The sequence below is a fragment of the Acinetobacter sp. YH12129 genome (assembly GCF_013418685.1).
Lineage (GTDB): Bacteria > Pseudomonadota > Gammaproteobacteria > Pseudomonadales > Moraxellaceae > Acinetobacter > Acinetobacter amyesii.
In genome coordinates this window covers 120,219-141,504 of sequence record NZ_VPBP01000001.1, presented here as the reverse complement: position 1 = coordinate 141,504, position 21,286 = coordinate 120,219, and the positions used below count along the sequence as shown (strand labels likewise).

The window sequence follows — 21,286 nt, the reverse complement described above, 5'->3', positions numbered from 1 at the left end:
TGCCCTGAATGAAAGATCATTTTTTGTTTATCCACAGTTTTGAATTTGGATTATTTGCCGTCCCAGTTAGAGGTGGCTGATGGGATACATGGTGTGCCAGAATTTTTGTCAGAGCCTTTAGTCCAACAACGCTCCCCTCGGGAGTTTAAAACCAGATGTCCATTACCCGATTGTTGCTGCCCATCTACTGGTGTCGCAGTTAAAACCCATGCATCGCCCGTCATTACTCCATTTTCAGAGGGAGTAATGACTAAATTATAAAGTGTCTGACCATTACGGGGTAAGATACTTGGAACGTTTAAATTAGCAATACTCACACCATTAAGACTGTAATTATTAACTTTAAAGTTAATTAAGTTTCTTGATACTTCCAATATTTCTGCTTGAGCTGCAACCCTTTTTGTCTTTTGTGTATATTCTTGGTAGCTAGGATATGCAAAAGCAGCTAAGACGCCAACAATAGCAACAGCTATCATTAATTCGACCAACGTAAAACCACGATTTACCATTGCTCAGCTCCATCACCACAACCCGTACGACTAACTAAATTTGCTTTATTTTTACACTTATTACCTTCGCTCGTAAGCAAAAAGTTAAAACTCTTATCTTTTACAAGTGAGTTAGACGAATTTTTCGTTACAACAATCGCCCAGTGTTGAGCTAAACCCAGCGTATCAGTATCAGGATCATTACAGGAAGCATCAACTAAAACTTGATTATTTGCACCATTATCAACCAAGTTTAATGTGAACTGCACATCTGCACCCACAGTATTAATTGGATAGTTAATAGCCGTTAAATTATCTACTGTACCACCATAGTAATCCTGTAAATCAAAGCATTTATAAGTAAAATTTTTTGCCTTATGCTTTTCCAGAAGAGTGGAAATTTTAAGCATCTCTTGTGTTACACCAGCCTCTGCTGCTCTACGAACGTAGGCTTGATAACTTGGAAAAGCTATAGCTGCAATAATAGAAATAATTATAATAACAACCATTAATTCTATTAATGTAAAACCACGATTAAAAATTATCTTCACGTGTTCCTACCTTTTCTCAAACCAACGTGTTGGATTTAGCACACGATTACATTGCCAAGTACCTATACCAGCAGTATTTGTAGATAAAGTAAAATTACCGCAACTGTTTCCAGAGCCGCTAGAATCTCCTTTGTTAGCCAATGCTAACCCCTGAATCCCTTTGCCAACAACATTTGAATTTTTGTATTCACCACCTACCAATTGAACTCTGAACCCAGATTTTTTTTCTTGAGCAGAGTCAATAGCTCCTGCTGTCGTTATGCAAACACCAAAAGGCAAACAGTACTGCTGGCGATCTGTTTCACCAATGACACGTGGTAAGCATGGATCTTGAGGACTAATACCAGTACCTTCTGGATCATACACAGGTATAAACAAATTATTTCCAATTGCAATCGGTTCCTCAAATGCTTTTAAACCACCAGATTGTCTAAATGTATTATTCGCCAATTCGCCTGCTTCTGTAGTATCCCAACTCCAAGACAGTGAGCGATACCATCCCTGCTTATGCGTTGTTGCATTAAAAAACTTGCTATAGATTGTTTCGTTACCAGAAATACTATTTTGTGGATTCTGAAGTAAATCAGCCAGTGTCAAGTCACGCGTCTTTAAGCGGTTCTTACTTGGTAAAGCTTCCTCTGTAGTAGCAGATGTATAATCGCCAGTAAGTGCTCTATTCGTGATCAAATCTTTATTAATAAAGTCCAAATCAAACAAACCATAAACTTTATTGGTCGGACGGTTTGCTAAAGCTACTAGTGGACTTAAACCATCTCGCCCTTTAACAGGAGCAACATCTAATGGCGTACTGCGATCTCCAGAAGCAGCACCAACCAAAATAAATGTTTTGCCATCCTCATCATGGATTGTCAAAGTCACTGGTTCATATAACCGTGGGTTATCACCATTCGTTATTGCTGCCCCTGCTGATGTAGTTGCTAAATTCGCCAATCTAACGGTACGAACACCGAAATTCGAATATGTGGTAGCACCACTAGATGTACTTTTGGTTTGATAGTTATCCATATCAACACGGAAAACCTGGCCACCTAAATCACCAAAGTACAAATGATCCACATAACCATCGCCGTCTCGGTCTAAAGTACTAATACGTGAAACAATACTATGTTTTAAATTAGGATTATTCGCATCAGAGCCAGTGTTACTTACCCAAAATAAACGCTTTCCAGTTTCAGCATCAACTACATAAACAGCATTACCTTTTGCCTCTGTTTTATTACAGGTATCAACAACATTTCCAGCAGGATCTTTTAGTTGATATTCTGAAGGATTAGCTACACCTAATTTAAAACGTGGATATTCATAACACGCATCATATCCACCGCCAACAACCATCGCCCGAGTCGGCACACCTTTATAACGAATATTAATTAATACAGGTTTAGACCAAGACTGCCCCATTCTAGTGTAATTTAATTGATCTGTTCCTATTCTAAATTTAAGCTTCGGCGCACTGGTATCGAGTACATCTAAGGCATAATAGCTAGACCCCCCCATTCTTAACCCGCCAAAAACATTCATTTTAGTTGCTTTAATCTGCGCATTTGGATAAGTCCCTTCTGTTCTGTATTCAGAATCAACTATCCATGGTGAATCAACTCCATGTGCAGGTGCTGGTGTACCGGAACCTGCTTTAACTAGAGCATTAGAAGAAATTTGGTTATTTAATATTTCTGTTGGCAAGAACACCATTTGTTCCTCACCAGTTGCTCCATCAACAATATGCAAACCACCTTCCATCGAACCATACAAAACAGATTGCTTACGTGGTTTTAATATTGTTTTGTCTGGAAGCTCAATATCACTTGTTGCCAGCTCGCCTGACTCAGTTACAGTGCCTGAATATGTCATTTGTACTGGAAATGAATGAATAATTCCTCCCATTGAAAAATATGGAGAACCTTCATAATTTACTTCCGAATCTGTAGGTATAGCTTCCAAAGCGGTGTCTACTTTAAAACCAATGTAATTTAATAGTTTTAATCTAAGCGCTATTGGAAAACTTTTTAGAATGTCTTGACTCTTAAAGCGATCTAAAATTGTACTTTTCGAGCTGGTTGTTCCAGCTGATAATTTAGGTACCTGTAGCAGTGGTTTAGCTTCATCATAATCACCATTACTTTTTAAAGTAGATAAAGCCGTAACCTTAGTAGCATCTGCACTTGCAGCATCAGTAAATACTTTTCTAAACTTTGCAGTGCTTGATACAATAGGAACTGGCATCATTTCATAGGCGCCGCCTACGTTAATTTTCCCACCATCATTTTGAGTCCGCGCACCCCATAAATTTTTTGTTGCGGTTTCAAAGTCACCTTTCGCATTAAAAATATTAGTAGACCCATCAACCAACACGCCGTTGTTAAGACTATATTTTTTTAAGTTTCCAACCCATGCCAATAAACTTGGCTGCGCAGGATTTGGCTCTAACATACGGAGGTAACCTACGTTTTGTAATCCATTCGGGTTCAACGCATCGACAGGTACAGAAATTGTTCCTGTCGGTAAAGGCGCTAATGGATCCGTTCCTAGATTATCAATAAAGTTTAAAACACTAGTTGTTACATCTGCTGCTGAATTCCCTGTATAAAATCCACCGTTACCATAACCGCCAACTGGATTTGCATAATTAACATTATTTTTAGTTAATCCGTCTGTTTGATAGTACGAACAATCATCACCTTTCAAACGAGACCCTAATTTACAAGCATTTTTAACATTATCTTTAGCCAAACTATTAAAATCAGAGCCAAATCCAACAAAAGCTGTTTGAATTTTTACTCCAGCATAATTGGTATTACTATATAATTTTTGCGCAAATGCTCCCATGCATTGCCAACCAGTATCATTTTTAATATTAGATAAATTAGTACCAGTTGATGAACAACTGAAATCAGATAATGTTGAACTGTTTGGATTTGTTAAAACCTTCTGCATAATTTCTTGAGATTCCGAATCGCTAGTACCATTGGGTTCGCCATCGGAAAGAATATAAATACCTTGTCCATCACAGCTAACACGCTTAGACGCTTCTGGCAAAGGTGACTTATACTTTGAACCATCTCTTGCATTAATGGTAGATTCATAAAAAGATGAATTTTTCAATGAATAATAATATGTATACGTATTATCTGAATCTGAGGTTAATTTATTGAGAGTAGTATCAGATGGCGCATTAATATCTTTAATATCTTTCCAACTACAACTATACCAGCCACAGTCTTGTTTATACCATTTAATCGGAGCCACTTTCGTTTTTCTATATAATGCTGTTGAAGACTTTATAATAGGACTAGTCCCCATTAAATAAGCTGCAGCCTCAGCATATGCATGTGCTGTAGGAGTGTTTCCATCTGCAGATAATCCACTCACGGCAGTTTTCAGAGCTACACGTTGTTCCGAACCCACGGCCCCTAATTTTTTTGCTTCTACTTTTATTACACCTGTTTTACCATCTCCCCCATAAGAATAATGCCCTAACCCCATTACAATATTTTCTAATTTGGGATCCGTACTATTTAAGACAGCATTTAAGCCATTTTTCATTGCCTTCAAACGATTAACGTTTGATACGCCTGTACCATTCGTCATACTGCCAGATGTATCTAACATCATTACAATAGTCTTCTGCCCTGCAGTAGGCATTGCATAAATTTGTAAATCGCTCGCTTGAGTGACACCACTGCACATCAGTGCTGTCAAAGAAGCACTTAGCACAGTCATTTGAATTTTTTTAGGTTGCATAATATATCTCCGACTTTGCTTAAGGTGCTTCTGTTTGGTTTAAAAATGCCGCCAAAGTAAACTCTTGTACCTGACTTACTACAGGAATATTGTATTCACTAAGACAATCTCTAAGCGTTTTCTTATTTGATAAATCTTCATTCAAATTATCAGATATATAGGTTTTATTTGAGGATAAACAATTTGTTTGAACATCATCCAAACTTACATTTGCATAAGCAGGTAAAAAAGCTGTCGTAGTTACTCGAATAGTATCCTGAGATATCAAATTTTTTGGTAAACCTGTCCCTTCACTTAAGTTAGTGCCCCTCACTAAATTATCGCCTGGACTTTTTGTGACATCTATTGATTTAGGAATAGTAATTGCTACTTGGGTAACCACGGCCTGTCTAGCACTACCAAAATCCCTTTTAATGTTGCAAAACCCAGAAACACCACTATTGACCAATCTAGCATCATCTCCACTATCATTCGCAGTAATGACTGATGTATCAGCATTTAATCCAAAAGCCCTATTATTGGTTGGCTTATAACAGAAAATAAATTCCTTATTTACACCTTTATCATCAATAGCTGCACCAACCGCTGTCGTATAACTAACAAGCCTACTTAAATCTGCAGTATTTAAATATTTATTTAATGGTGTATCTGCAGATTGACTAAGCAATTGGTTTATCTGCGCATTTGTTGCTACACCTAAAGAGGTAATCCCCATTTTAATAGCATAAGTTCCAACGACCATAATAATTAAAAGCAAAAAGAGAACGACTATTAAAGTTGCTCCTTTTTGTTTATTGTTAAAATTTATATTAGTTTGATTAATCATTGTTTCGCCCCAAACCATTTCTAAGTGCTACTGTCGCAATATATAATTGTCGTGGAACTCTGTTCGCATCAGTTGTATCAGTCAATGTACCTGATAGCTGAGGTATTGAAGAACCAAATAAATCATATATTTGAGCAGGATTAATATTTTGACTCGGCACTGAACTATCAGAACGAATTAATGTACTTAATTTCACTGCAACTAAACGCATATTGTTTTTTGTTTTAAATGTATCTATATCGTAATACGCCAAATTTCCAGTATCAGTCATCCCACCTAACAAAACTTTAAATTGATCAACTTTGGGAATAACAATTTGGGAATTAACACCCAATCCACTAATCTCTGTTGGGTTATTCTGTACTGGATTATCTTTTACAATCTCTTCAGTAGTACCATCCCCATTTGTTTTTTGTTCAGTAATAGTTGCTGGTGTTGGTGTATTAGCATCACAAACTAGTGATAAAAAGTTATTATCCTCTCTTAAAAAATATCGCTGAACAATCAAATCACCTGCTCTAACAGAAATACCCTCGCAATTGAACATTGTAGTAGGCGCAACAAATTGTATCGTCAATTGATCACTTTCAATATCTGACATATTTGATGGTCCATTAGTTTGACTAACAAGATTCTCTGCCGAAATAGTCGCACCAAGGTTCGCATTTAAATTAGATGTATTAGTCCCTGCAGTTAAAATTACTCCACCTCTAGGAGTATCTGATTTTATTTCATATTGATTACTATTTCCAAAATTCAACATTTGAATATCTTTAATAATATAATCAATACCAAACAAACCACTATCTTGTATCTGAGAGTTAGCTTCTTGCAATCTAGTTGTAATAAAACTCCCTAAAATAAGCTGAACGGCTGCAGCTGTTACAATTAATCCTAAAACCAATGCAATCATTAACTCTAACAATGTGAACCCTCGTTGCTTTTCATGAATAGTCATTAATAAACCTCCATCATCATGCAACTAGAACCAACTACATAAACACCGGCAGCGCTCATACATTGACTCGTATTTTGACGTATATCTGTGTCACCCCAAGCAGCAAAAATACAATTTCTACGATCAGCCGCAGCAACACTTGTCGTACCCGGACAATTCTCCATACGCAAATGCAGTCCAAAATTACGTGCATTTGCTTGAGCTTGCTGAACATCATTTCTTGCCATTGCAGTTACATCACACCCAGTATTCGTTGGATTTATGCACGCTGTGGAAATTGTAGTAGGTATATCTTGATTAACTAAAGCCATGTATGAAGCTCTGCCTGCGTTGTTCGCTCGCATGCTTTCAGCAAGACCTTTTAATACAAAAATAGCATGTGATCTTTGTGCTGCTTCTGTTGATGCTTCAACTGCTTTTACTTGCAGTGCGGTATATCCAAGAACGCCAATAGATAGTAAGAGCAATGCCACTAAAACTTCCATCAGACCGACACCTTGTTGACTTTGACTTATCATCAACATTCCCCTTCTTCCATTGACTCAAATGCACCAATAATCGAAAATGTAATAATCTTTGCTTTTTTTAATTTTTCTGAGCATAAAGTTATTGTTCTAGGATAATTCTCTATCTGATCTTTTAATGCACCATCCACTAAAATTTGATCAGAAACCCATTCTTTCTCACCATTTTGATTAGTTTTTTCTTTCATTTTTACAAAATTTCTTGGCAACATCATACCCTGTGGACTAAATATGATATTAGGTGGGGAGCTATATCCTTGTGGGATTTGCTCTAACTTAATATTGACATTATTAGATACCCAAAAAAAATTAGTTGGTGTTACAGTCGTACTACCATTTAATTGAACAACCGTATTCGTCCTAAGTAAAATAGCCTGACTACGCGCTTGGCTTAAGACCAAAACCAACTCTTTTGCATTTGCTTCTAAAGCTTTTTTATTGAGCAAATCCCCAAACGAAGGCGCAGCCATCATGGCAATAATTGCCATCACAGCAATCGTCACAATCAACTCAATTAACGTAAATCCATTATTTTTCTGCATACTCCCCCCAAGGCGCGCCAAACTTTACCCTATTAAAAATAATATCTAATTAAATTACAAAACAAACACAAATAAGGATAAAAGGCATAAAAAAACAGATAATTGCCAAAAAGCAATTATCTGTCAATTCTTAAAAAAATTCAGAATGTTAAGTCATTAACACTTTATGCCTGAGTTACAGGAATACGTAACTCTTTTGGCAAACTAAATGTAATATTTTCTTCGCGGCCATCCAACTCTTGCGGCGCTTTTGCTCCCCAATCTTGTAGTCGCTGAATTACTTGTTTAATTAATATTTCAGGTGCAGATGCCCCAGCCGTCACCCCGATTTTGGTATTTTCAGCAAACCACTCGTGTTGAAGCTGATCTGCATTATCGACCAAATAAGCATGCTTACCCATACGCTCAGCCAGTTCACGCAAACGGTTAGAGTTTGATGAGTTTGGTGAACCGACAACTAAAACAACATCGCATTGCTCAGATAAATCACGCACTGCATCCTGACGGTTTTGCGTCGCGTAACAAATATCATCCTTACGTGGTCCTTGAATTTCAGGGAATTTTTGACGCAACGCATCAATCACTTTTGCAGTATCGTCAATAGAAAGCGTGGTTTGCGTTACAAAAGCCACTTTTTGTGGATTGCGCACGACAAGTTCAGCAACATCTTGCTCATCTTCAACCAAGTAAATTGAGCCGCCATTTTTATTATCATATTGACCCATCGTCCCTTCAACCTCAGGATGACCTTCATGACCAATCAAAATTGCTTCAACACCCTCTCGCGCATACTTAGTCACTTCAATATGCACTTTAGTCACCAATGGACAAGTCGCATCAAAAACTTTTAAACCGCGATGTTCCGCTTCTTGTTGTACTGCTTTAGAAACACCATGTGCACTAAAAATCACAATATTGTCATCAGGCACTTCATCAAGCTCATCTACAAATATCGCACCGCGTTGACGTAAATCATCTACTACAAATTTGTTATGTACCACTTCATGACGCACATAAATTGGCGGGTTAAAGCATTCAAGCGCACGGTTCACAATCGCGATAGCACGATCTACCCCTGCACAGAAACCGCGTGGATTAGCTAAAACAATTTCCATAGAATCCTCAATGCCCACTCATTTTTTACGGGTATCACTTGAAATAAATGTAAACAATAGACGTCTGACTATTTAGTTTGGCGCGCGTCTACTCTAAAATAGAGAAGATATTTTATCATATCAGGAAAAATATCATGTCGGGTCTCTTGTTTGTCGTTTCTGCTGCATCGGGAACGGGCAAAACATCCCTCGTTAAAGCCCTGCTTGAACGTGTAAACAATTTACATGTCTCTGTTTCTCATACCACTCGTGGTCAGCGTCCTGGCGAATTAGACGGCGTACATTACCATTTTGCAAAAAAAGAAGACTTCTTATCTTTAGTTGAAGAAGGTGGTTTTATTGAATATGCAGAAGTTTTTGGTAATTATTACGGCACAGCACAACGTACAGTTAAAGAACAATTGGCGAAAGGCCATGACGTTTTACTTGAAATTGACTGGCAAGGGGCTGAACAGGTTCGTAAACTTTTTCCTGAATCTAGACAAATCTTTATTCTCCCGCCAAGTCAGTTTGACTTACGTCAACGCTTATCAAACCGTGGCACTGACTCAGTTGAAGTGATCGAACACCGCTTAAGCTGCGCAGTTGAAGACATGCAGCAGTATGTAAATTTTGATTACGTCATTATTAATGATGATTTCAATAAAGCCTTACATGATTTAGAGTCTGTAATTATTGCCAATCGTTTGGTTTTAAAACAGCAAGCGACACGTCATCAGCAGTTAATTGAAAAATTAATCACGCCGACTGAGCAGTGATTAAAACTTGAGTCTATAGACAAAGCACCTTATACTGCACAGTCTGTTAAAAATTTATATTCAAACGAGAATTCTTATGGCACGCGTAACCGTTGAAGATTGTTTAGACCATGTAGACAACCGCTTTGAGCTTGTACTAGTGGCAAGCAAACGCGCGCGTCAATTGGCACGTCAAGGTATCGAACCTACTGTTGAGTGGGACAATGACAAACCAACCGTTGTTGCTCTTCGTGAAATTGCAGCGGGTCACGTTTCTAAAGACATTTTGAAACAACGTGAACAAGACTACCAAACTTCAAGTTTAGACCTTGCACTTTCTGCAAATAACCTAAACTTAGACGGTTTTTCTTTCCAATAAGATAAACCTGACCTTAAAAGCCTAGTTTTTAACTAGGCTTTTTTTATGGATTCTCTTTAATATTTTACTCAGAACAGTTATAACATAAGCTTAAGAAGTGCAAAGTAAGCGAAAAAGATTTTCATTTTTTTCAACTAAAAAATTGACAAGTCATGCAATATGCATTTCATTAAAGTATTAACCGTTTCATTTGTAAATCAGTAGTAAAAGGGTGTTCTATGCCAGGCCCAATGGTCAGCCAAGCCAAGCAACAGTTAAATGTGATTATCGACGCTTACCTTTCAGGAAGTGATGTCGAACGCGTGCTTGAAGCTTGCGACTATGCGGATATTGCCCATGATGGTATTACGCGTAAAAGTGGCGAACCCTACATCCTCCACCCGATTGCGGTGAGCTGTATTTTGGCCCATATGCGTCTTGATGCGGAAACTTTAATGGCCGCTTTACTGCATGATGTCATCGAAGATACCGAATTTACAAAACAAGATATTACTGAAAAATTTGGTCTGACCGTTGCTGAACTCGTCGACGGCGTCACTAAACTCAGCCACTCTAGTGATAAAGAATATAATAAAGCCGCATCCTTCCGTAAAATTTTGCAAGCAACCCTACAAGACCCACGTGTCATTATTATTAAACTGGCAGATCGCTATCACAATATGACCACACTGGGTGCTTTACGCCCCGACAAACGTGCTCGTATTGCCCAAGAAACTTTTGAAATTTTTGTGCCTATGGCACGCCTTGTCGGTATGAATGAAATGGCCGACAACCTTGAACATTTGTGTTATCAAAATCTCGACTTAGATATGTATAACAATGTTCAAGAAGCGTTATTACAAACCAAACCGAAACGCTGCGAATACCAGACCAAGTGGGAAAACAACCTCACCACCTTGCTAGAACAACACCATATTTCAGGTCGAATTAAAAAGAAGAATAATAATATTGAATTACTTCGCCACTTTGTAAAAAACGATATCGATCTGCAAGAGCTCACCCATAGTCATGCCTTTGAAATTATTTTACAAAGTATCGCAGACTGTGACCGACTTGCAGACATCCTCAAAGAAAGCTTTAAAGTTCTTAATTACGCCGATCATATCCGTCGCCCACTCCCTGGTGGCAACCAGTCACTGATGATGCGCTTAAAAGGTGAAAAGACCATTTTATCGCTAACCATCCAAACAGAGTTGATGCGTAAAGCGGCGCGCTTTGGTGTGGTTCTCGGTGAAAATGCACCACAAGCTTGTCGCTCAGCGATCCAAGCCTCCATGCAAAATTTAAACGTGTTAGTCGATGGCGCATGTGCCAAGACCACATTTAGTGAATTACTCGATTATCTACATCAAGAGAAAATTTGGGTTTATACCCCACATGGTCATTTGCATGAACTCCCTCAGGGTGCCACAGCGGTTGATTTCGCTTATTCAGCAAGCTTATTTTTGGGCAACCATGCCGTTGGTGCGAAAATTGATGGGGAAACCAAGCCCCTTTCAACACCATTACTGAGTGGTCAAGTGATTGAAATTATCACTGATGTTCTTGCAACACCAAACCCTGACTGGCTAAGCTTTATTAATACCCAAAAAGCCCGCCGCGCATTACAAAATATCCTCCGTGACCAAGACCAAGATGAACAACGTTTAGTTGGTCAGCAAGCTTTAAATCGCGCATTAAAACTCTTTAACCGTTCTGTAAGTGATTTGACATTAGCGGATTGGGAAAATGTGCTGAATTGGCGTCATTTAAATGATAAAGAACAATTATTTGAACAGATTGCCGTGGGTGATTTACTGCCTCAATTGGTTGCCAATCACTTATATGCTCAAGACACCATTCAGACTTCAAACTCTGCACGCTTGATCTTGGGCACTGATGGTGTCGACGTTAAATATGCGCACTGCTGTAACCCAGTTTTAGGCGATCCAATTCAAGGGCATTTATCACGTCGCGGTTTGATTGTGCACCGTTCTCGTTGTCATAATTTATTGCATGAACAGCATTTACATCCTGAAAATATCATGCCTTTACACTGGACTACAGAAGACAGTGAGGACATTAGTTTTACAGCCTATTTATGCTTAAACATGCTGTTAAATGATGAACAAATTTCAGAGCTGATCTATCTATGCCGTAAAGAAAAAGTCGGTGTAGAAACTGTCCGTTCACATGAAGAAAAAACCTATGTGAATATTGTTGTACACAATCGTAAACAAATTGCCGAAATTATCCGTAATTTAAGAATGTATTTTGGCTTCCCACGCATCAGTCGTTTGGCACAACCTGTTGCCATTGCTGAGCCTGCGAAAGTTGCCAGCTAACCTGACACCGCATTTTTATATATGTTGTGTCTGTGATGATAATAGGAGAAATAGATGTCCCGCCAGGTAATCCATACTGAAAATGCACCCGCTGCAATTGGTACTTACTCACAAGCCATTTTAGTGGGCGACACTTTGTATTTATCAGGTCAAATTGGCTTAGATCCATATAGCATGGAGCTGGTAGAAGGCATTGAAGCTCAAATTCGCCGTGTATTCGACAACTTAAAAGCGGTATGTGAAGCTGCAGGTGGTACGCTAGCCGATATCGCTAAGCTGAATATTTTCCTCACTGACCTTTCTAACTTCCAATTGGTCAACCAAATTATGGGCGAATACTTTGCTCAACCTTACCCAGCACGCGCAGCACTCGGTGTTGCTAGCCTACCAAAAGGTGCCCTAGTTGAAATGGATGGCGTGGTGATTATTAATCAATAAGTTAGTAAACATCGCTTAAACCCTTCACTAAATATCACATTCTAAAAGATCAAAAACCTTTCATGGAAATCTGAGCATTACTCAGATTTCCACTTAAATGACATTTTTTATTCAAAAACCCAATCACCTTAGAAGCATTTTTAAATGATTTTTATTGACAAACGATAATAATTATCAATAATATTACTTATCCTATTTATTCACTTGGTTTGATTTCATGTACGTTTGTTTGTGCCGTGGTATTACTGATCAAGACATTAAAGATGCAATTGCCAATGGTGCAGAAAGCTATCGTGAAGTTCGCGATATGCTTGATTTAGGCACCTGTTGTGGTCGCTGTGCTCCTGAAGCTCGTATGATCATCAGTGATGAAGTTGCGCAAATTGTAGCCCGTATCGCAATTGCTGCTTAAACCAAGTTTTTAATTTTCATCTACAATCATAATTATAAAACCAATGGTCTTCGACCATTCCTCCTCCCCCGCTTCTAACTCTAAGCGGGTTTTTATTTATTAAAGCACTGAAAATTAGTGCCTTGTTTTGATTGTGATTTTCATTTGCTGTTCTATAAAATACTCGCTAATTTGCACTTTGTTGTTTAAGATATTTCTATTCTAATATCGAATTTATATTGCTTAGTTCGAGCTTTATTGCAGTTAAGGAGTCAGACATGAAAGGCAATCGTGATGTAATTAATCAGTTAAATCAGGTGCTGTACCATCATTTGACTGCAATTAACCAATATTTCCTGCATTCCCGCATGTTTAACGACTGGGGCATTGAACAGTTAGGCGCTGCGGAATACAAAGAATCGATCCGCCAAATGAAACATGCCGATAAAATTATTGAACGCATTTTATTTTTAGAAGGTTTACCTAACTTACAACACCTAGGTAAGCTCTATATTGGTCAGCATACTGTTGAAGTCCTTAACTGTGATGTACGTAAAGTCAAAGAGAACATCGAAGCCATTCAAGTAGCAGTTAAGCTAGCAGAAGAACAGTTAGATTATGTCACTCGAGATCTGGCTCAAGAAATCTTAGAAAAAGAAGAAGAATGGTTGGACTGGGCTGCTACACAGTTAGACTTAGTCGAAGCAGTAGGCGCTGAAAATTATATTCAGAGTCAGATTTGAGATTAATTGATTAATATAAAAAAACCTGCTTAAGCAGGTTTTTTTATACTTATTTTGAATACCGCAAATCTACAATTTTTACAATTTCCGCCTTATCTTTATCAATTAAAACAACTAAAGGTAAAGTATATGTTTCTAACGGTAACCACGCTGTCGCATGGGGGTTTTCCTTTAAAATTTTTTCAACCTCTAATTTAGAGTTTACCTCATAAAGTTCAGATATATTTCTGGCTTCTTGACGCAAATCATGACTCAGCCGCGTAAGCGGCGTGTAGCGTTCTGGAAATTGCGCCAATGACGTTCCATTTAATAGTGATGACATTTGCTCAACTTGCCGCTGTTCAGCATTTTCAGCTTGTTTTACACCCACAAATTGCGGGTAAAGTAGCGATGGTCTGGAAAATTCTTGTTCGACCGCTGTATCAGCATTAGTTTGCATTTCATTATTACGAACCAGCTCAAATTTATCTGCATTAAAAGCAATCCATACTGGACGGGCTTGCGCAATGCTATAAACCCCATAACCAAGAGCAGAGATTTGAATCAATATAATGACCGTCAAATCAAATTTTAATGTCTTTTTCCCTTCTTTAAAGACTAAAAACCCCAACAATGGCCCCAAAATCACATCAATGATCAGCAGCATCAGAAAAATATGAGTAACACCAACTGCCTTGGCTAACGGTGATGGATACCATACAAAAAAAACAAAGCTCATCACTAGCAATGCTGCAAATACAGAAATCAATAAATGGCTTAGAAAAAATTTTTGCCGCTTGGACATACGCCAACTCTTAACACATAGGTAAACCTAATCTACGCAAATTTCAAACACAGTCAACTGGTTTCAATTTAGCTTCAATGCCAATAGAAGTACCGCACCGCCATGTGCCATTTAAATCACGGCTTAAATAAACATAGCTGCCATTTATAATCGTAGCTGAATTCTGCAATTTACAGACTAAAGCCTGGGAAGAATTTCCTGAATTGTCAGGCGCATTTACAGCATACACACAAGTCTTAGATTGTGCGCCAGAAAAAAACATATTGGGAACACTAAAATCATTATCACCTGAAGCTGAGCCATTATTAATAATGAGTTCATATTGCGGCTTTGCGCCATTTAACTCAGCAATTGCTACAGTGATTTGCGATTTCGCAACATATGTCTGGTACATAGGAATTGCAATTGAGGCCAAGACACCAATAATTGCAACGACGATCATTAACTCAATAAGAGTAAAGCCTTTTTGCATTAGATTACCCTCTAAATAACAGCAACAATACAAAAAGTATGCCAAGATTTATTTTTATATATTTCAACAACCTAAGACTATAATGAGTTATTTCACGTCAATAATTTACATTTTTTGTCACAAAGGTGAACTATTTATCTAAAATTTGATAGAACTTTTTTTCCAGCAAATTTTCATCAAATTTTTTATCTAAAAGTGAAGCTCCATTTCCAACCCACACTACCACCTCACCCGCCTCACTAATCGCAGTCAAAGAGGTTGCGGCGGGCAATCCGCCATTTCTAAAAAAAACCTTTTTAGAGCTGTTATCACGTTGATATACCCACATTGCAAATCCATTGCAGGATTTAAAAGTATTGATATTACAACTGCTTAAGCTTTTATCACTAATGCTTAATATATTATAGGGATGCTTATTTAACATTGGTTTAATCAACTGAGCCAAAGCACTGGCGCTGCCTGTTAAACCAGCAGACGAAGAAAGCTCATTAAAATGAAATGAGTTATCATCTGCCTCCATCCAATAATCATTATTTCTAAAGTCGTATTTCACCTCATCAGAAAAATAACCTGAATTGATGAATTTAATATTATTTTGATTTAATTTGTAGTTTTGTGACATATACTCACGGTAACTCATGGCTGATATACGCCCTATCACTGCACCTAATAGACAGCTATTACGGTTATCATATGCATAATATTCATTTGGATCTGAATCTAATTTTATTGCCAGCAATTTATTTAAATTTCTGGGGCACCAAGGTGTTTCTGCTGTAGAGAACATGATGTCTTCACTTTTTAAACGGTCAAACCCGCTTCTTTGCTGCAACAAGTCGCCGATCGTTATTTTTTTTATCCGTTCATCTTTAAAATTCTGATTCTGAAATTCATCAAATCTATCTACAAAAGGTTCATTTAAATTGAGTTTTTTTTGATTCAGCAAACTGATTACAGCATCATTCGTTAAAATTTTCGTCATACTGGCATAGCGAAATCGTGTGTTCTCTGTCACTAATTTAGAAAACCCGGTTGTTCCGACCCATCCACTTTGACATGCAAATAATTGATTATAATCATTTATATATGCCAATTGATTAGATAGATTTTTCTGTTCCAAAATAATTTCACTTAATAAGCTGCGCATCCATTCTGGAGATTCATCTGAACATTGAATGGTCATTATTGATAAACGGGCCTGTACAGGGTAAATCAAGCGCCAGAAACTATTTCGATCAATCAATATGAAATGTGCAGAAATACCTACTAATATTAAAGTAAATATAATAAATACAAATTCGTAAAATTTCAGTTTTCTAATTTTCATAATTTAACTTTTTATATGCGAATGCTATAGCCACAAATAAACAAAATGTACTGATCGTAACAACGTAATATGCTCCACCATTAAATAATGATGCAACAAAAATATTTATAGTTACAGCTACGCATATAGCATAGATAGCATTAGTTTTCTCATATCGAAATTTTTTTAAAATTTTATATAAAAGCATACTCAAAAAAATTAAACCCATAAGCCCAAACTCAACTAAAATTTGTAAAATTGAATTATGAGCTTGCGCTGTCAATCTATTGTCTCCTTGATAAAATCCTAATTCTTTTACAGATTCAGCTCCAAGCCCCCAAAGAGGATGATAACTAAACCATTCAAAGATTGTTTTATATAATTCGACCCTATTTGAAGAAATACTATTTAAACTATTACCGGCAGAACGGCTAAAAGCACTAAAAAAACCTACATTAAAATGTGTAGTTTGAAAAAATAAAGTTAACACCGCAGATGTTACACATATAAAAGCTATAGAAATTAAATTACTGACTCTTTTTCTTAACAAAAAAAACAAAACTAAAATTGAAGGGAAAATACCAATATAGGCAGCTCTAGATCCAGTCCAAAATACGCAAGTTAAAATAATTATACTCATTAAAAGCCAAAACAGCTTGGCTTTCTTTCCGATTGCAGTTAAAAAAAGAAAAAGCGCACAAAGAAAAGAAATAGATATATAATCAGCTAAATGCCTTATATTGCTAAAAAAAGGAATCCCATTTATCCAGTTATATTTCGCAGGAATCTCCTCAGAAAACCAGATATTCAGCAAAACTATTGTATGAAATAGACCGAGCGCAGCAATAACAGCAATAACACTTCTAATATTAACAATTCTATTAACAATAACAATATAAGATAAATATGAAAATAATAAACATGCCGCTATGGCATAATATCTTAGCCATACATCAGCATTATTTTTAAATTCAGTATAAAAACATGAGATAAAAAAACTAACCATCATAATCGAAATCGGATAAAGAACCTCCTTATTAATATTAGAAATCATCTCTTTACGAAAGAAAAAAAACATCAATATAAATAAATACAGAAATCCATATGAAATATCCTTGTTATTTTGTATTCCAGCCCCTGTACTCCCCACTCCTATATATATAATTGTGAGATAAAAAAATATAATCGTTAAATATTTTTTTATATTTATCAACTCAAGCATTACTTAACCTTAAACTTCAAAATGGAAACCTGATTTTCAAAAAAAACTGTCTTATTTTCACCATATGTTGGCGCCTCATGATCTCCAACAACAATTACATGCACACCCTTCATTTCTGGTTTTTCTATTAACGCTCCTAAATAGTAAAAAAACTGTTTTTGCAATTTCAAATTACGGCAACTTGAAGAGTTATTTTCTATATTGTACCTAACACAATTAAAATGATCTTTCTTTAGGTCATTTAAATCATAATTCATATGTGTGTTTAAAGTTAACCAATAAAAGAAAACATTTTTCTCTCTAAATGCATTTGCAACAAACTGATTTAAATCTCTATCACAAAAACCTGGAAATGAATAACATCTTGAATTTAGATTGCTTACTGTATCTCTAAATATTAATGCATCAAACCCTGCTTTTGGGTACCAATATTTACGATCATACATAGCTCCAGTAGCCCCATGCATTGCATAGGTGTGGTAGCCCTTTTTTTTATATATATTTGGTAAACAATTTTCAAAACCTTTTATTTGATTTTTTAAATTAAAATGTTTTAAATCTTTTTGACATAACTCTCTAATTTCAGCATTAATCGTAAACCCATTCACATTCATAGCGCTCAAGGAATAATATTCTACTAAATTATTTTTTATTATATCGCCAACTATATCAATATTTATTGAATTATCTAATGCATGGCCCCATGATTCATTTACAATTAATAGTATTTTATTTTTTTTATCATCAACTTGAAATAGATCTTCTGATGCAGATTTTAATTTTATATCATTAAATGCATCACCTTCAATGCTAAATCCTTGTATAAAACCATCGCTTCGCAACTCATAAGCATTCAGCAATTGAGACTGAACTATATATTTTGAATCATATTTCCACAATCTATTACTTTCAACATCAAAAAAATAATTTTGTATAAACAATAAAAATAATAATATATTAAATATTAAAAATATAAACACTTTTTTTATTTTCAAAATAAGCATATTTAGTAATGCAAAATAAGTATATATAAAAAACAAAAAAAACATAGGAATTAAAAAATTAATCCAAGATGAAAGCAATGAAAATTTAACTAAATAGATTAAATCCCCGAAACGGATAAAAGGAAAAATTTGAGAGAATATATTAACAAAATCAAAAAAATTTAAAAAAATAAAAAAAATAATAGCCCATGTTTTACGTCCATAAATATAAAGAAGTACAGAAAAAAAGTAATCAATATTAATATAACTTCTATTTGTATTTAATATAAATGACAATACCCCCCAAAATAAATTTGGGCTGATTACAATTAAAATATTATAAACGTATTTCATAATTGAAACCAAAAAAAGAGGGATTTCTCCCTCTTTTTTTCGTACTTAAAAAATTAAGAACCTGAACCAGCACAACCAGATGGACGGTATTTAGTTTCTACTTTAGTCGTACAAGTCCAAGCGCCTGTTTGACCATTACGCGTCCAAGTTAAAGTACGCTTGTTAGCAACTTGCAATGCTTGTGCTGCGCTTGCGCCAAATCGAGCCTCAATTGAGCTATCTTCAACACCAGTGCCCAAAGTTACTTTCAAGCCATCGCCCTGTACGCTTGTAGGAGTCGCAGCCGCACCCAACAGATTACTGTTTGTCCAGCCTAAATCACATTCGGTAGCTCCAGTACCAATAGTCGTTTTACCATCTAACAAACAGCTTTCAATTGCTGTTTTCAAACCGCCAGTTTCTGACATTACACGGCTAACTTGAGATTTAGCGATATAGTTTTGATACTGAGGAATCGCAATCGCTGCAAGAATACCGATAATTGCAACAACGATCATTAATTCGATAAGAGTAAAACCCTTTTGAACTGATTTCATAACATTCTCCACAAATGTTTTTTAATTTAATTATTTAATAAAGCTATGTAGCTTGTTTTATAAATAGCACAGAGCGTGCCAAGAATTATTATAGTGAAAATGACAGAAAAAACAGCACTTTAAAAAAATATTTTTATTTTTTGTAATCATTACGTCTCTTTTTGTGTTTAAAAGTGACGATTTGTGTCACTTTATCACCGTTTTTTAGCGCAAAATTATTGGCGCATTTGCGATTTCATTAGCTTTATCTACAGACTTCCCTGCATAAAAGTGATCCATCACTTCACCAATCTCTTTTACACCAACCGTCAAAGCTATTCGGTATTGTTTATTTTGCATGCTTTGGATAATTCGCGCGCAAATATCCTGCCACACTTGGGCATCGGTTGCCTGCCTCATCCCACGATCAATGACAATTTCAACCTGACGTTCACATAAGTTTAAATAAAGCAAAACACCACTATTAAATTCCGTATCCCACACACCCAGTTCAGCAAAGAGCTGTTCAGCACGTGCACGGGTATTTTGATAATAGGCTTGGTTCGAAGGAATATGCCCTTCGATCACCACCTGTATTTCACCTACATGTCCATGTTCAGCTTCTGTCACCGCCTGAGCAATGGCCTGCTGATCTTGCTTATTAAAAAACCGGTTTGCTGCAGGCATATAAAAGAAGTGCTTCAACCAGCGTTTAAAACTTGGTTGCTGTATTTCCTGTGTTTTAGGACAGGTGACAATTTCTGTTGTTTCTGTTTTCGTTACCATGAACCTGATGCTCCCCCACCGCCAAAGCCACCACCGCCTCCGCTATAGCCGCCGCCACCAAAGCCACCACCTCCGCTACGGCCACCACCGCCCCCACCACCGGCAAGGAACATTTGAAAAATGGTTTGAGCAATGGCAGTGATGAGTAGAAAGAAAATTGCCCCACCCATCAACAGACTTGTAAGGATTCCAGCACCATTGACCAAACCAGCAACGGTACCTGCAACAGCAGCAGTTGACGCACTTAAGCGCTTACCCACAATAAAGGATGCAAAAATACCAATCACCAAAATAATGAGAACCGTTGTAAACGTTTTCTCTTTGGCTTGTTGTTCGTGTAAGGCTTGTTCCTGACGCTCTTTTAACTCTTGGGCTGCCTGAGCTGCAACTTCAGGGTCTTGATTTAAAATACGTGTTATTTCCGTTAAGCCAGCATCTATGCCTTGAGCATACTGAGCTTGCTTAAAATACGGTGTGATTTGATTACGAATAATGCGACTAACGATGATATCGGGCATGATTCCTTCTAGCCCATAACCCGTCAGGATTTGAATTCTGTGATCATTCACAGCGATCGCTATCAATATCCCATTGTCACGTTTTGCTGAACCGAGTTGCCATTTTTCTGCAACACGCATGGCGTAATCAAAAATATCTTCTTGACCTGTGGTTGGCACAATCACGACACCAATTTGTGCCTTACCTTGTTCGTGTAACTGTAAAATTTTCTGACTAATGGCTTGCTTTTCAGCAGCCGAAAGTAAATTTGCCTGATCAACTACCGGTTCATTTAGCGTCGGCAAGCCACGAATCGACTCGCCATCTGCCATATCATTGGCGATATTCGGCTGCTGAATTTTGATTTCAGGCTGTGCTGTTGTTTCTTTTTGCGTAACTGACTGCTGATCTTTTAATATTTTACCGACAACAACTGTTTCAGCATCTACATCTGTAGCGGTGGCAGTTTCTGCATGTGTGAAACCCACCACACACAATAAGCATGCTAAAACCATGCGCTGCAGCCACAACAAACCTGTATGTTTTAGCTCAAAATCCACCATCAGCCCACCTCACAATGCAGTGATG

Annotated in this window: 22 protein-coding genes; 6 read left to right on the top strand and 16 right to left on the bottom strand. The window is 36.9% G+C overall.

What is annotated here, in order from left to right; all coding sequences use genetic code 11:
• Positions 1-50: 50 nt before the first annotated feature.
• The 8 genes from FTU65_RS00670 to ispH form a co-directional block, all read right to left on the bottom strand.
• A complete protein-coding gene (locus FTU65_RS00670; protein ID WP_180064839.1) occupies positions 51-509 on the bottom strand; it encodes a type IV pilin protein in 459 nt (152 codons plus the stop codon).
• Positions 503-1,039 (bottom strand): type IV pilin protein, encoded by a 537-nt coding sequence (locus FTU65_RS16435; RefSeq protein ID WP_373683437.1) that lies wholly within the window; start codon positions 1,037-1,039, stop codon positions 503-505. Before FTU65_RS16435 ends, FTU65_RS00670 begins: the two co-directional genes overlap by 7 nt.
• A 6-nt stretch (positions 1,040-1,045) precedes the next feature.
• The gene (locus FTU65_RS00660) at positions 1,046-4,801 is read right to left on the bottom strand and encodes a PilC/PilY family type IV pilus protein (protein WP_218949622.1); all 3,756 of its coding nucleotides are present in this window, start codon (positions 4,799-4,801) and stop codon (positions 1,046-1,048) included.
• A gap of 19 nt (positions 4,802-4,820) precedes the next feature.
• On the bottom strand, positions 4,821-5,627 hold the full coding sequence (locus tag FTU65_RS00655; RefSeq protein ID WP_180064840.1) for a PilX N-terminal domain-containing pilus assembly protein: 807 nt from the start codon (positions 5,625-5,627) through the stop codon (positions 4,821-4,823).
• Complete coding sequence (locus FTU65_RS00650; RefSeq protein WP_180064841.1) at positions 5,620-6,585, bottom strand: prepilin-type N-terminal cleavage/methylation domain-containing protein; 966 nt, start codon at positions 6,583-6,585, stop codon at positions 5,620-5,622. Before FTU65_RS00650 ends, FTU65_RS00655 begins: the two co-directional genes overlap by 8 nt.
• Positions 6,585-7,103: a type IV pilus modification protein PilV gene (gene pilV / locus FTU65_RS00645; RefSeq protein ID WP_180064842.1), complete on the bottom strand. Its 519-nt coding sequence runs from the start codon at positions 7,101-7,103 to the stop codon at positions 6,585-6,587. The genes FTU65_RS00650 and pilV overlap by 1 nt, the downstream gene beginning before the upstream one ends.
• On the bottom strand, positions 7,103-7,651 hold the full coding sequence (locus tag FTU65_RS00640) for a Tfp pilus assembly protein FimT/FimU (RefSeq protein WP_180064843.1): 549 nt from the start codon (positions 7,649-7,651) through the stop codon (positions 7,103-7,105). The genes pilV and FTU65_RS00640 overlap by 1 nt, the downstream gene beginning before the upstream one ends.
• 164 nt (positions 7,652-7,815) lie before the next feature.
• A complete protein-coding gene (ispH, locus tag FTU65_RS00635; protein WP_180064844.1) occupies positions 7,816-8,766 on the bottom strand; it encodes a 4-hydroxy-3-methylbut-2-enyl diphosphate reductase in 951 nt (316 codons plus the stop codon).
• A 134-nt stretch (positions 8,767-8,900) separates the two neighbouring features.
• Here ispH and gmk point away from each other — a divergent pair, with 134 nt between their 5' ends.
• From gmk to bfr, 6 genes are all read left to right on the top strand, one after another.
• A complete protein-coding gene (gene gmk / locus FTU65_RS00630) occupies positions 8,901-9,524 on the top strand; it encodes a guanylate kinase (RefSeq protein ID WP_067762988.1) in 624 nt (207 codons plus the stop codon).
• A 76-nt stretch (positions 9,525-9,600) separates the two neighbouring features.
• A complete protein-coding gene (gene rpoZ, locus FTU65_RS00625; protein WP_067762989.1) occupies positions 9,601-9,882 on the top strand; it encodes a DNA-directed RNA polymerase subunit omega in 282 nt (93 codons plus the stop codon).
• A gap of 218 nt (positions 9,883-10,100) precedes the next feature.
• Complete coding sequence (locus FTU65_RS00620) at positions 10,101-12,206, top strand: bifunctional (p)ppGpp synthetase/guanosine-3',5'-bis(diphosphate) 3'-pyrophosphohydrolase (protein ID WP_180066133.1); 2,106 nt, start codon at positions 10,101-10,103, stop codon at positions 12,204-12,206.
• Between the two features lie 54 nt (positions 12,207-12,260).
• Positions 12,261-12,644, top strand: coding sequence for a RidA family protein (locus FTU65_RS00615; RefSeq protein WP_078189365.1), 384 nt, complete (start codon positions 12,261-12,263; stop codon positions 12,642-12,644).
• A gap of 217 nt (positions 12,645-12,861) precedes the next feature.
• The gene (locus tag FTU65_RS00610) at positions 12,862-13,056 is read left to right on the top strand and encodes a bacterioferritin-associated ferredoxin (RefSeq protein ID WP_218949624.1); all 195 of its coding nucleotides are present in this window, start codon (positions 12,862-12,864) and stop codon (positions 13,054-13,056) included.
• 257 nt (positions 13,057-13,313) lie between these two features.
• Positions 13,314-13,778 (top strand): bacterioferritin, encoded by a 465-nt coding sequence (bfr, locus tag FTU65_RS00605; RefSeq protein WP_180064846.1) that lies wholly within the window; start codon positions 13,314-13,316, stop codon positions 13,776-13,778.
• A 49-nt stretch (positions 13,779-13,827) separates the two neighbouring features.
• Here the strand turns inward: bfr and tfpZ are convergent, their stop codons facing one another.
• From tfpZ to FTU65_RS00565, 8 genes are all read right to left on the bottom strand, one after another.
• Positions 13,828-14,562, bottom strand: coding sequence for a TfpX/TfpZ family type IV pilin accessory protein (gene tfpZ / locus FTU65_RS00600; RefSeq protein ID WP_180064847.1), 735 nt, complete (start codon positions 14,560-14,562; stop codon positions 13,828-13,830).
• 43 nt (positions 14,563-14,605) lie between these two features.
• On the bottom strand, positions 14,606-15,034 hold the full coding sequence (locus tag FTU65_RS00595) for a pilin (protein WP_180064848.1): 429 nt from the start codon (positions 15,032-15,034) through the stop codon (positions 14,606-14,608).
• A 130-nt stretch (positions 15,035-15,164) separates the two neighbouring features.
• Complete coding sequence (locus FTU65_RS00590; protein ID WP_180064849.1) at positions 15,165-16,361, bottom strand: serine hydrolase; 1,197 nt, start codon at positions 16,359-16,361, stop codon at positions 15,165-15,167.
• Positions 16,351-17,562 carry an O-antigen ligase gene (locus FTU65_RS00585; protein ID WP_180064850.1) on the bottom strand — a complete coding sequence of 404 codons (1,212 nt, stop codon included), beginning with the start codon at positions 17,560-17,562 and terminating at the stop codon, positions 16,351-16,353. Before FTU65_RS00585 ends, FTU65_RS00590 begins: the two co-directional genes overlap by 11 nt.
• Positions 17,562-18,899, bottom strand: a complete 1,338-nt coding sequence (locus FTU65_RS00580) for a sulfatase-like hydrolase/transferase (protein ID WP_180064851.1) — start codon at positions 18,897-18,899, stop codon at positions 17,562-17,564. Before FTU65_RS00580 ends, FTU65_RS00585 begins: the two co-directional genes overlap by 1 nt.
• A gap of 53 nt (positions 18,900-18,952) precedes the next feature.
• Positions 18,953-19,435 carry a pilin gene (locus tag FTU65_RS00575; RefSeq protein ID WP_180064852.1) on the bottom strand — a complete coding sequence of 161 codons (483 nt, stop codon included), beginning with the start codon at positions 19,433-19,435 and terminating at the stop codon, positions 18,953-18,955.
• Positions 19,436-19,639: 204 nt separating this feature from the next.
• Positions 19,640-20,200, bottom strand: coding sequence for a TPM domain-containing protein (locus tag FTU65_RS00570; protein WP_180064853.1), 561 nt, complete (start codon positions 20,198-20,200; stop codon positions 19,640-19,642).
• Positions 20,194-21,261 carry a TPM domain-containing protein gene (locus FTU65_RS00565; RefSeq protein WP_180064854.1) on the bottom strand — a complete coding sequence of 356 codons (1,068 nt, stop codon included), beginning with the start codon at positions 21,259-21,261 and terminating at the stop codon, positions 20,194-20,196. Before FTU65_RS00565 ends, FTU65_RS00570 begins: the two co-directional genes overlap by 7 nt.
• Between the last annotated feature and the right edge of the window lie 25 nt (positions 21,262-21,286).

Coding starts and splice junctions, on each gene's coding strand:
- FTU65_RS00670 (WP_180064839.1), bottom strand. CDS start 509: ATGGTAAATCGTGGTTTTACGTTGGTCGAATTAATGATAGCTGTTGCT.
- FTU65_RS00660 (WP_218949622.1), bottom strand. CDS start 4,801: ATGCAACCTAAAAAAATTCAAATGACTGTGCTAAGTGCTTCTTTGACA.
- FTU65_RS00655 (WP_180064840.1), bottom strand. CDS start 5,627: ATGATTAATCAAACTAATATAAATTTTAACAATAAACAAAAAGGAGCA.
- FTU65_RS00650 (WP_180064841.1), bottom strand. CDS start 6,585: ATGACTATTCATGAAAAGCAACGAGGGTTCACATTGTTAGAGTTAATG.
- pilV (WP_180064842.1), bottom strand. CDS start 7,103: ATGATAAGTCAAAGTCAACAAGGTGTCGGTCTGATGGAAGTTTTAGTG.
- FTU65_RS00640 (WP_180064843.1), bottom strand. CDS start 7,651: ATGCAGAAAAATAATGGATTTACGTTAATTGAGTTGATTGTGACGATT.
- ispH (WP_180064844.1), bottom strand. CDS start 8,766: ATGGAAATTGTTTTAGCTAATCCACGCGGTTTCTGTGCAGGGGTAGAT.
- gmk (WP_067762988.1), top strand. CDS start 8,901: ATGTCGGGTCTCTTGTTTGTCGTTTCTGCTGCATCGGGAACGGGCAAA.
- rpoZ (WP_067762989.1), top strand. CDS start 9,601: ATGGCACGCGTAACCGTTGAAGATTGTTTAGACCATGTAGACAACCGC.
- FTU65_RS00620 (WP_180066133.1), top strand. CDS start 10,101: ATGCCAGGCCCAATGGTCAGCCAAGCCAAGCAACAGTTAAATGTGATT.
- FTU65_RS00615 (WP_078189365.1), top strand. CDS start 12,261: ATGTCCCGCCAGGTAATCCATACTGAAAATGCACCCGCTGCAATTGGT.
- FTU65_RS00610 (WP_218949624.1), top strand. CDS start 12,862: ATGTACGTTTGTTTGTGCCGTGGTATTACTGATCAAGACATTAAAGAT.
- bfr (WP_180064846.1), top strand. CDS start 13,314: ATGAAAGGCAATCGTGATGTAATTAATCAGTTAAATCAGGTGCTGTAC.
- tfpZ (WP_180064847.1), bottom strand. CDS start 14,562: ATGTCCAAGCGGCAAAAATTTTTTCTAAGCCATTTATTGATTTCTGTA.
- FTU65_RS00595 (WP_180064848.1), bottom strand. CDS start 15,034: ATGCAAAAAGGCTTTACTCTTATTGAGTTAATGATCGTCGTTGCAATT.
- FTU65_RS00590 (WP_180064849.1), bottom strand. CDS start 16,361: ATGAAAATTAGAAAACTGAAATTTTACGAATTTGTATTTATTATATTT.
- FTU65_RS00585 (WP_180064850.1), bottom strand. CDS start 17,562: ATGCTTGAGTTGATAAATATAAAAAAATATTTAACGATTATATTTTTT.
- FTU65_RS00580 (WP_180064851.1), bottom strand. CDS start 18,899: ATGAAATACGTTTATAATATTTTAATTGTAATCAGCCCAAATTTATTT.
- FTU65_RS00575 (WP_180064852.1), bottom strand. CDS start 19,435: ATGAAATCAGTTCAAAAGGGTTTTACTCTTATCGAATTAATGATCGTT.
- FTU65_RS00570 (WP_180064853.1), bottom strand. CDS start 20,200: ATGGTAACGAAAACAGAAACAACAGAAATTGTCACCTGTCCTAAAACA.
- FTU65_RS00565 (WP_180064854.1), bottom strand. CDS start 21,261: ATGGTGGATTTTGAGCTAAAACATACAGGTTTGTTGTGGCTGCAGCGC.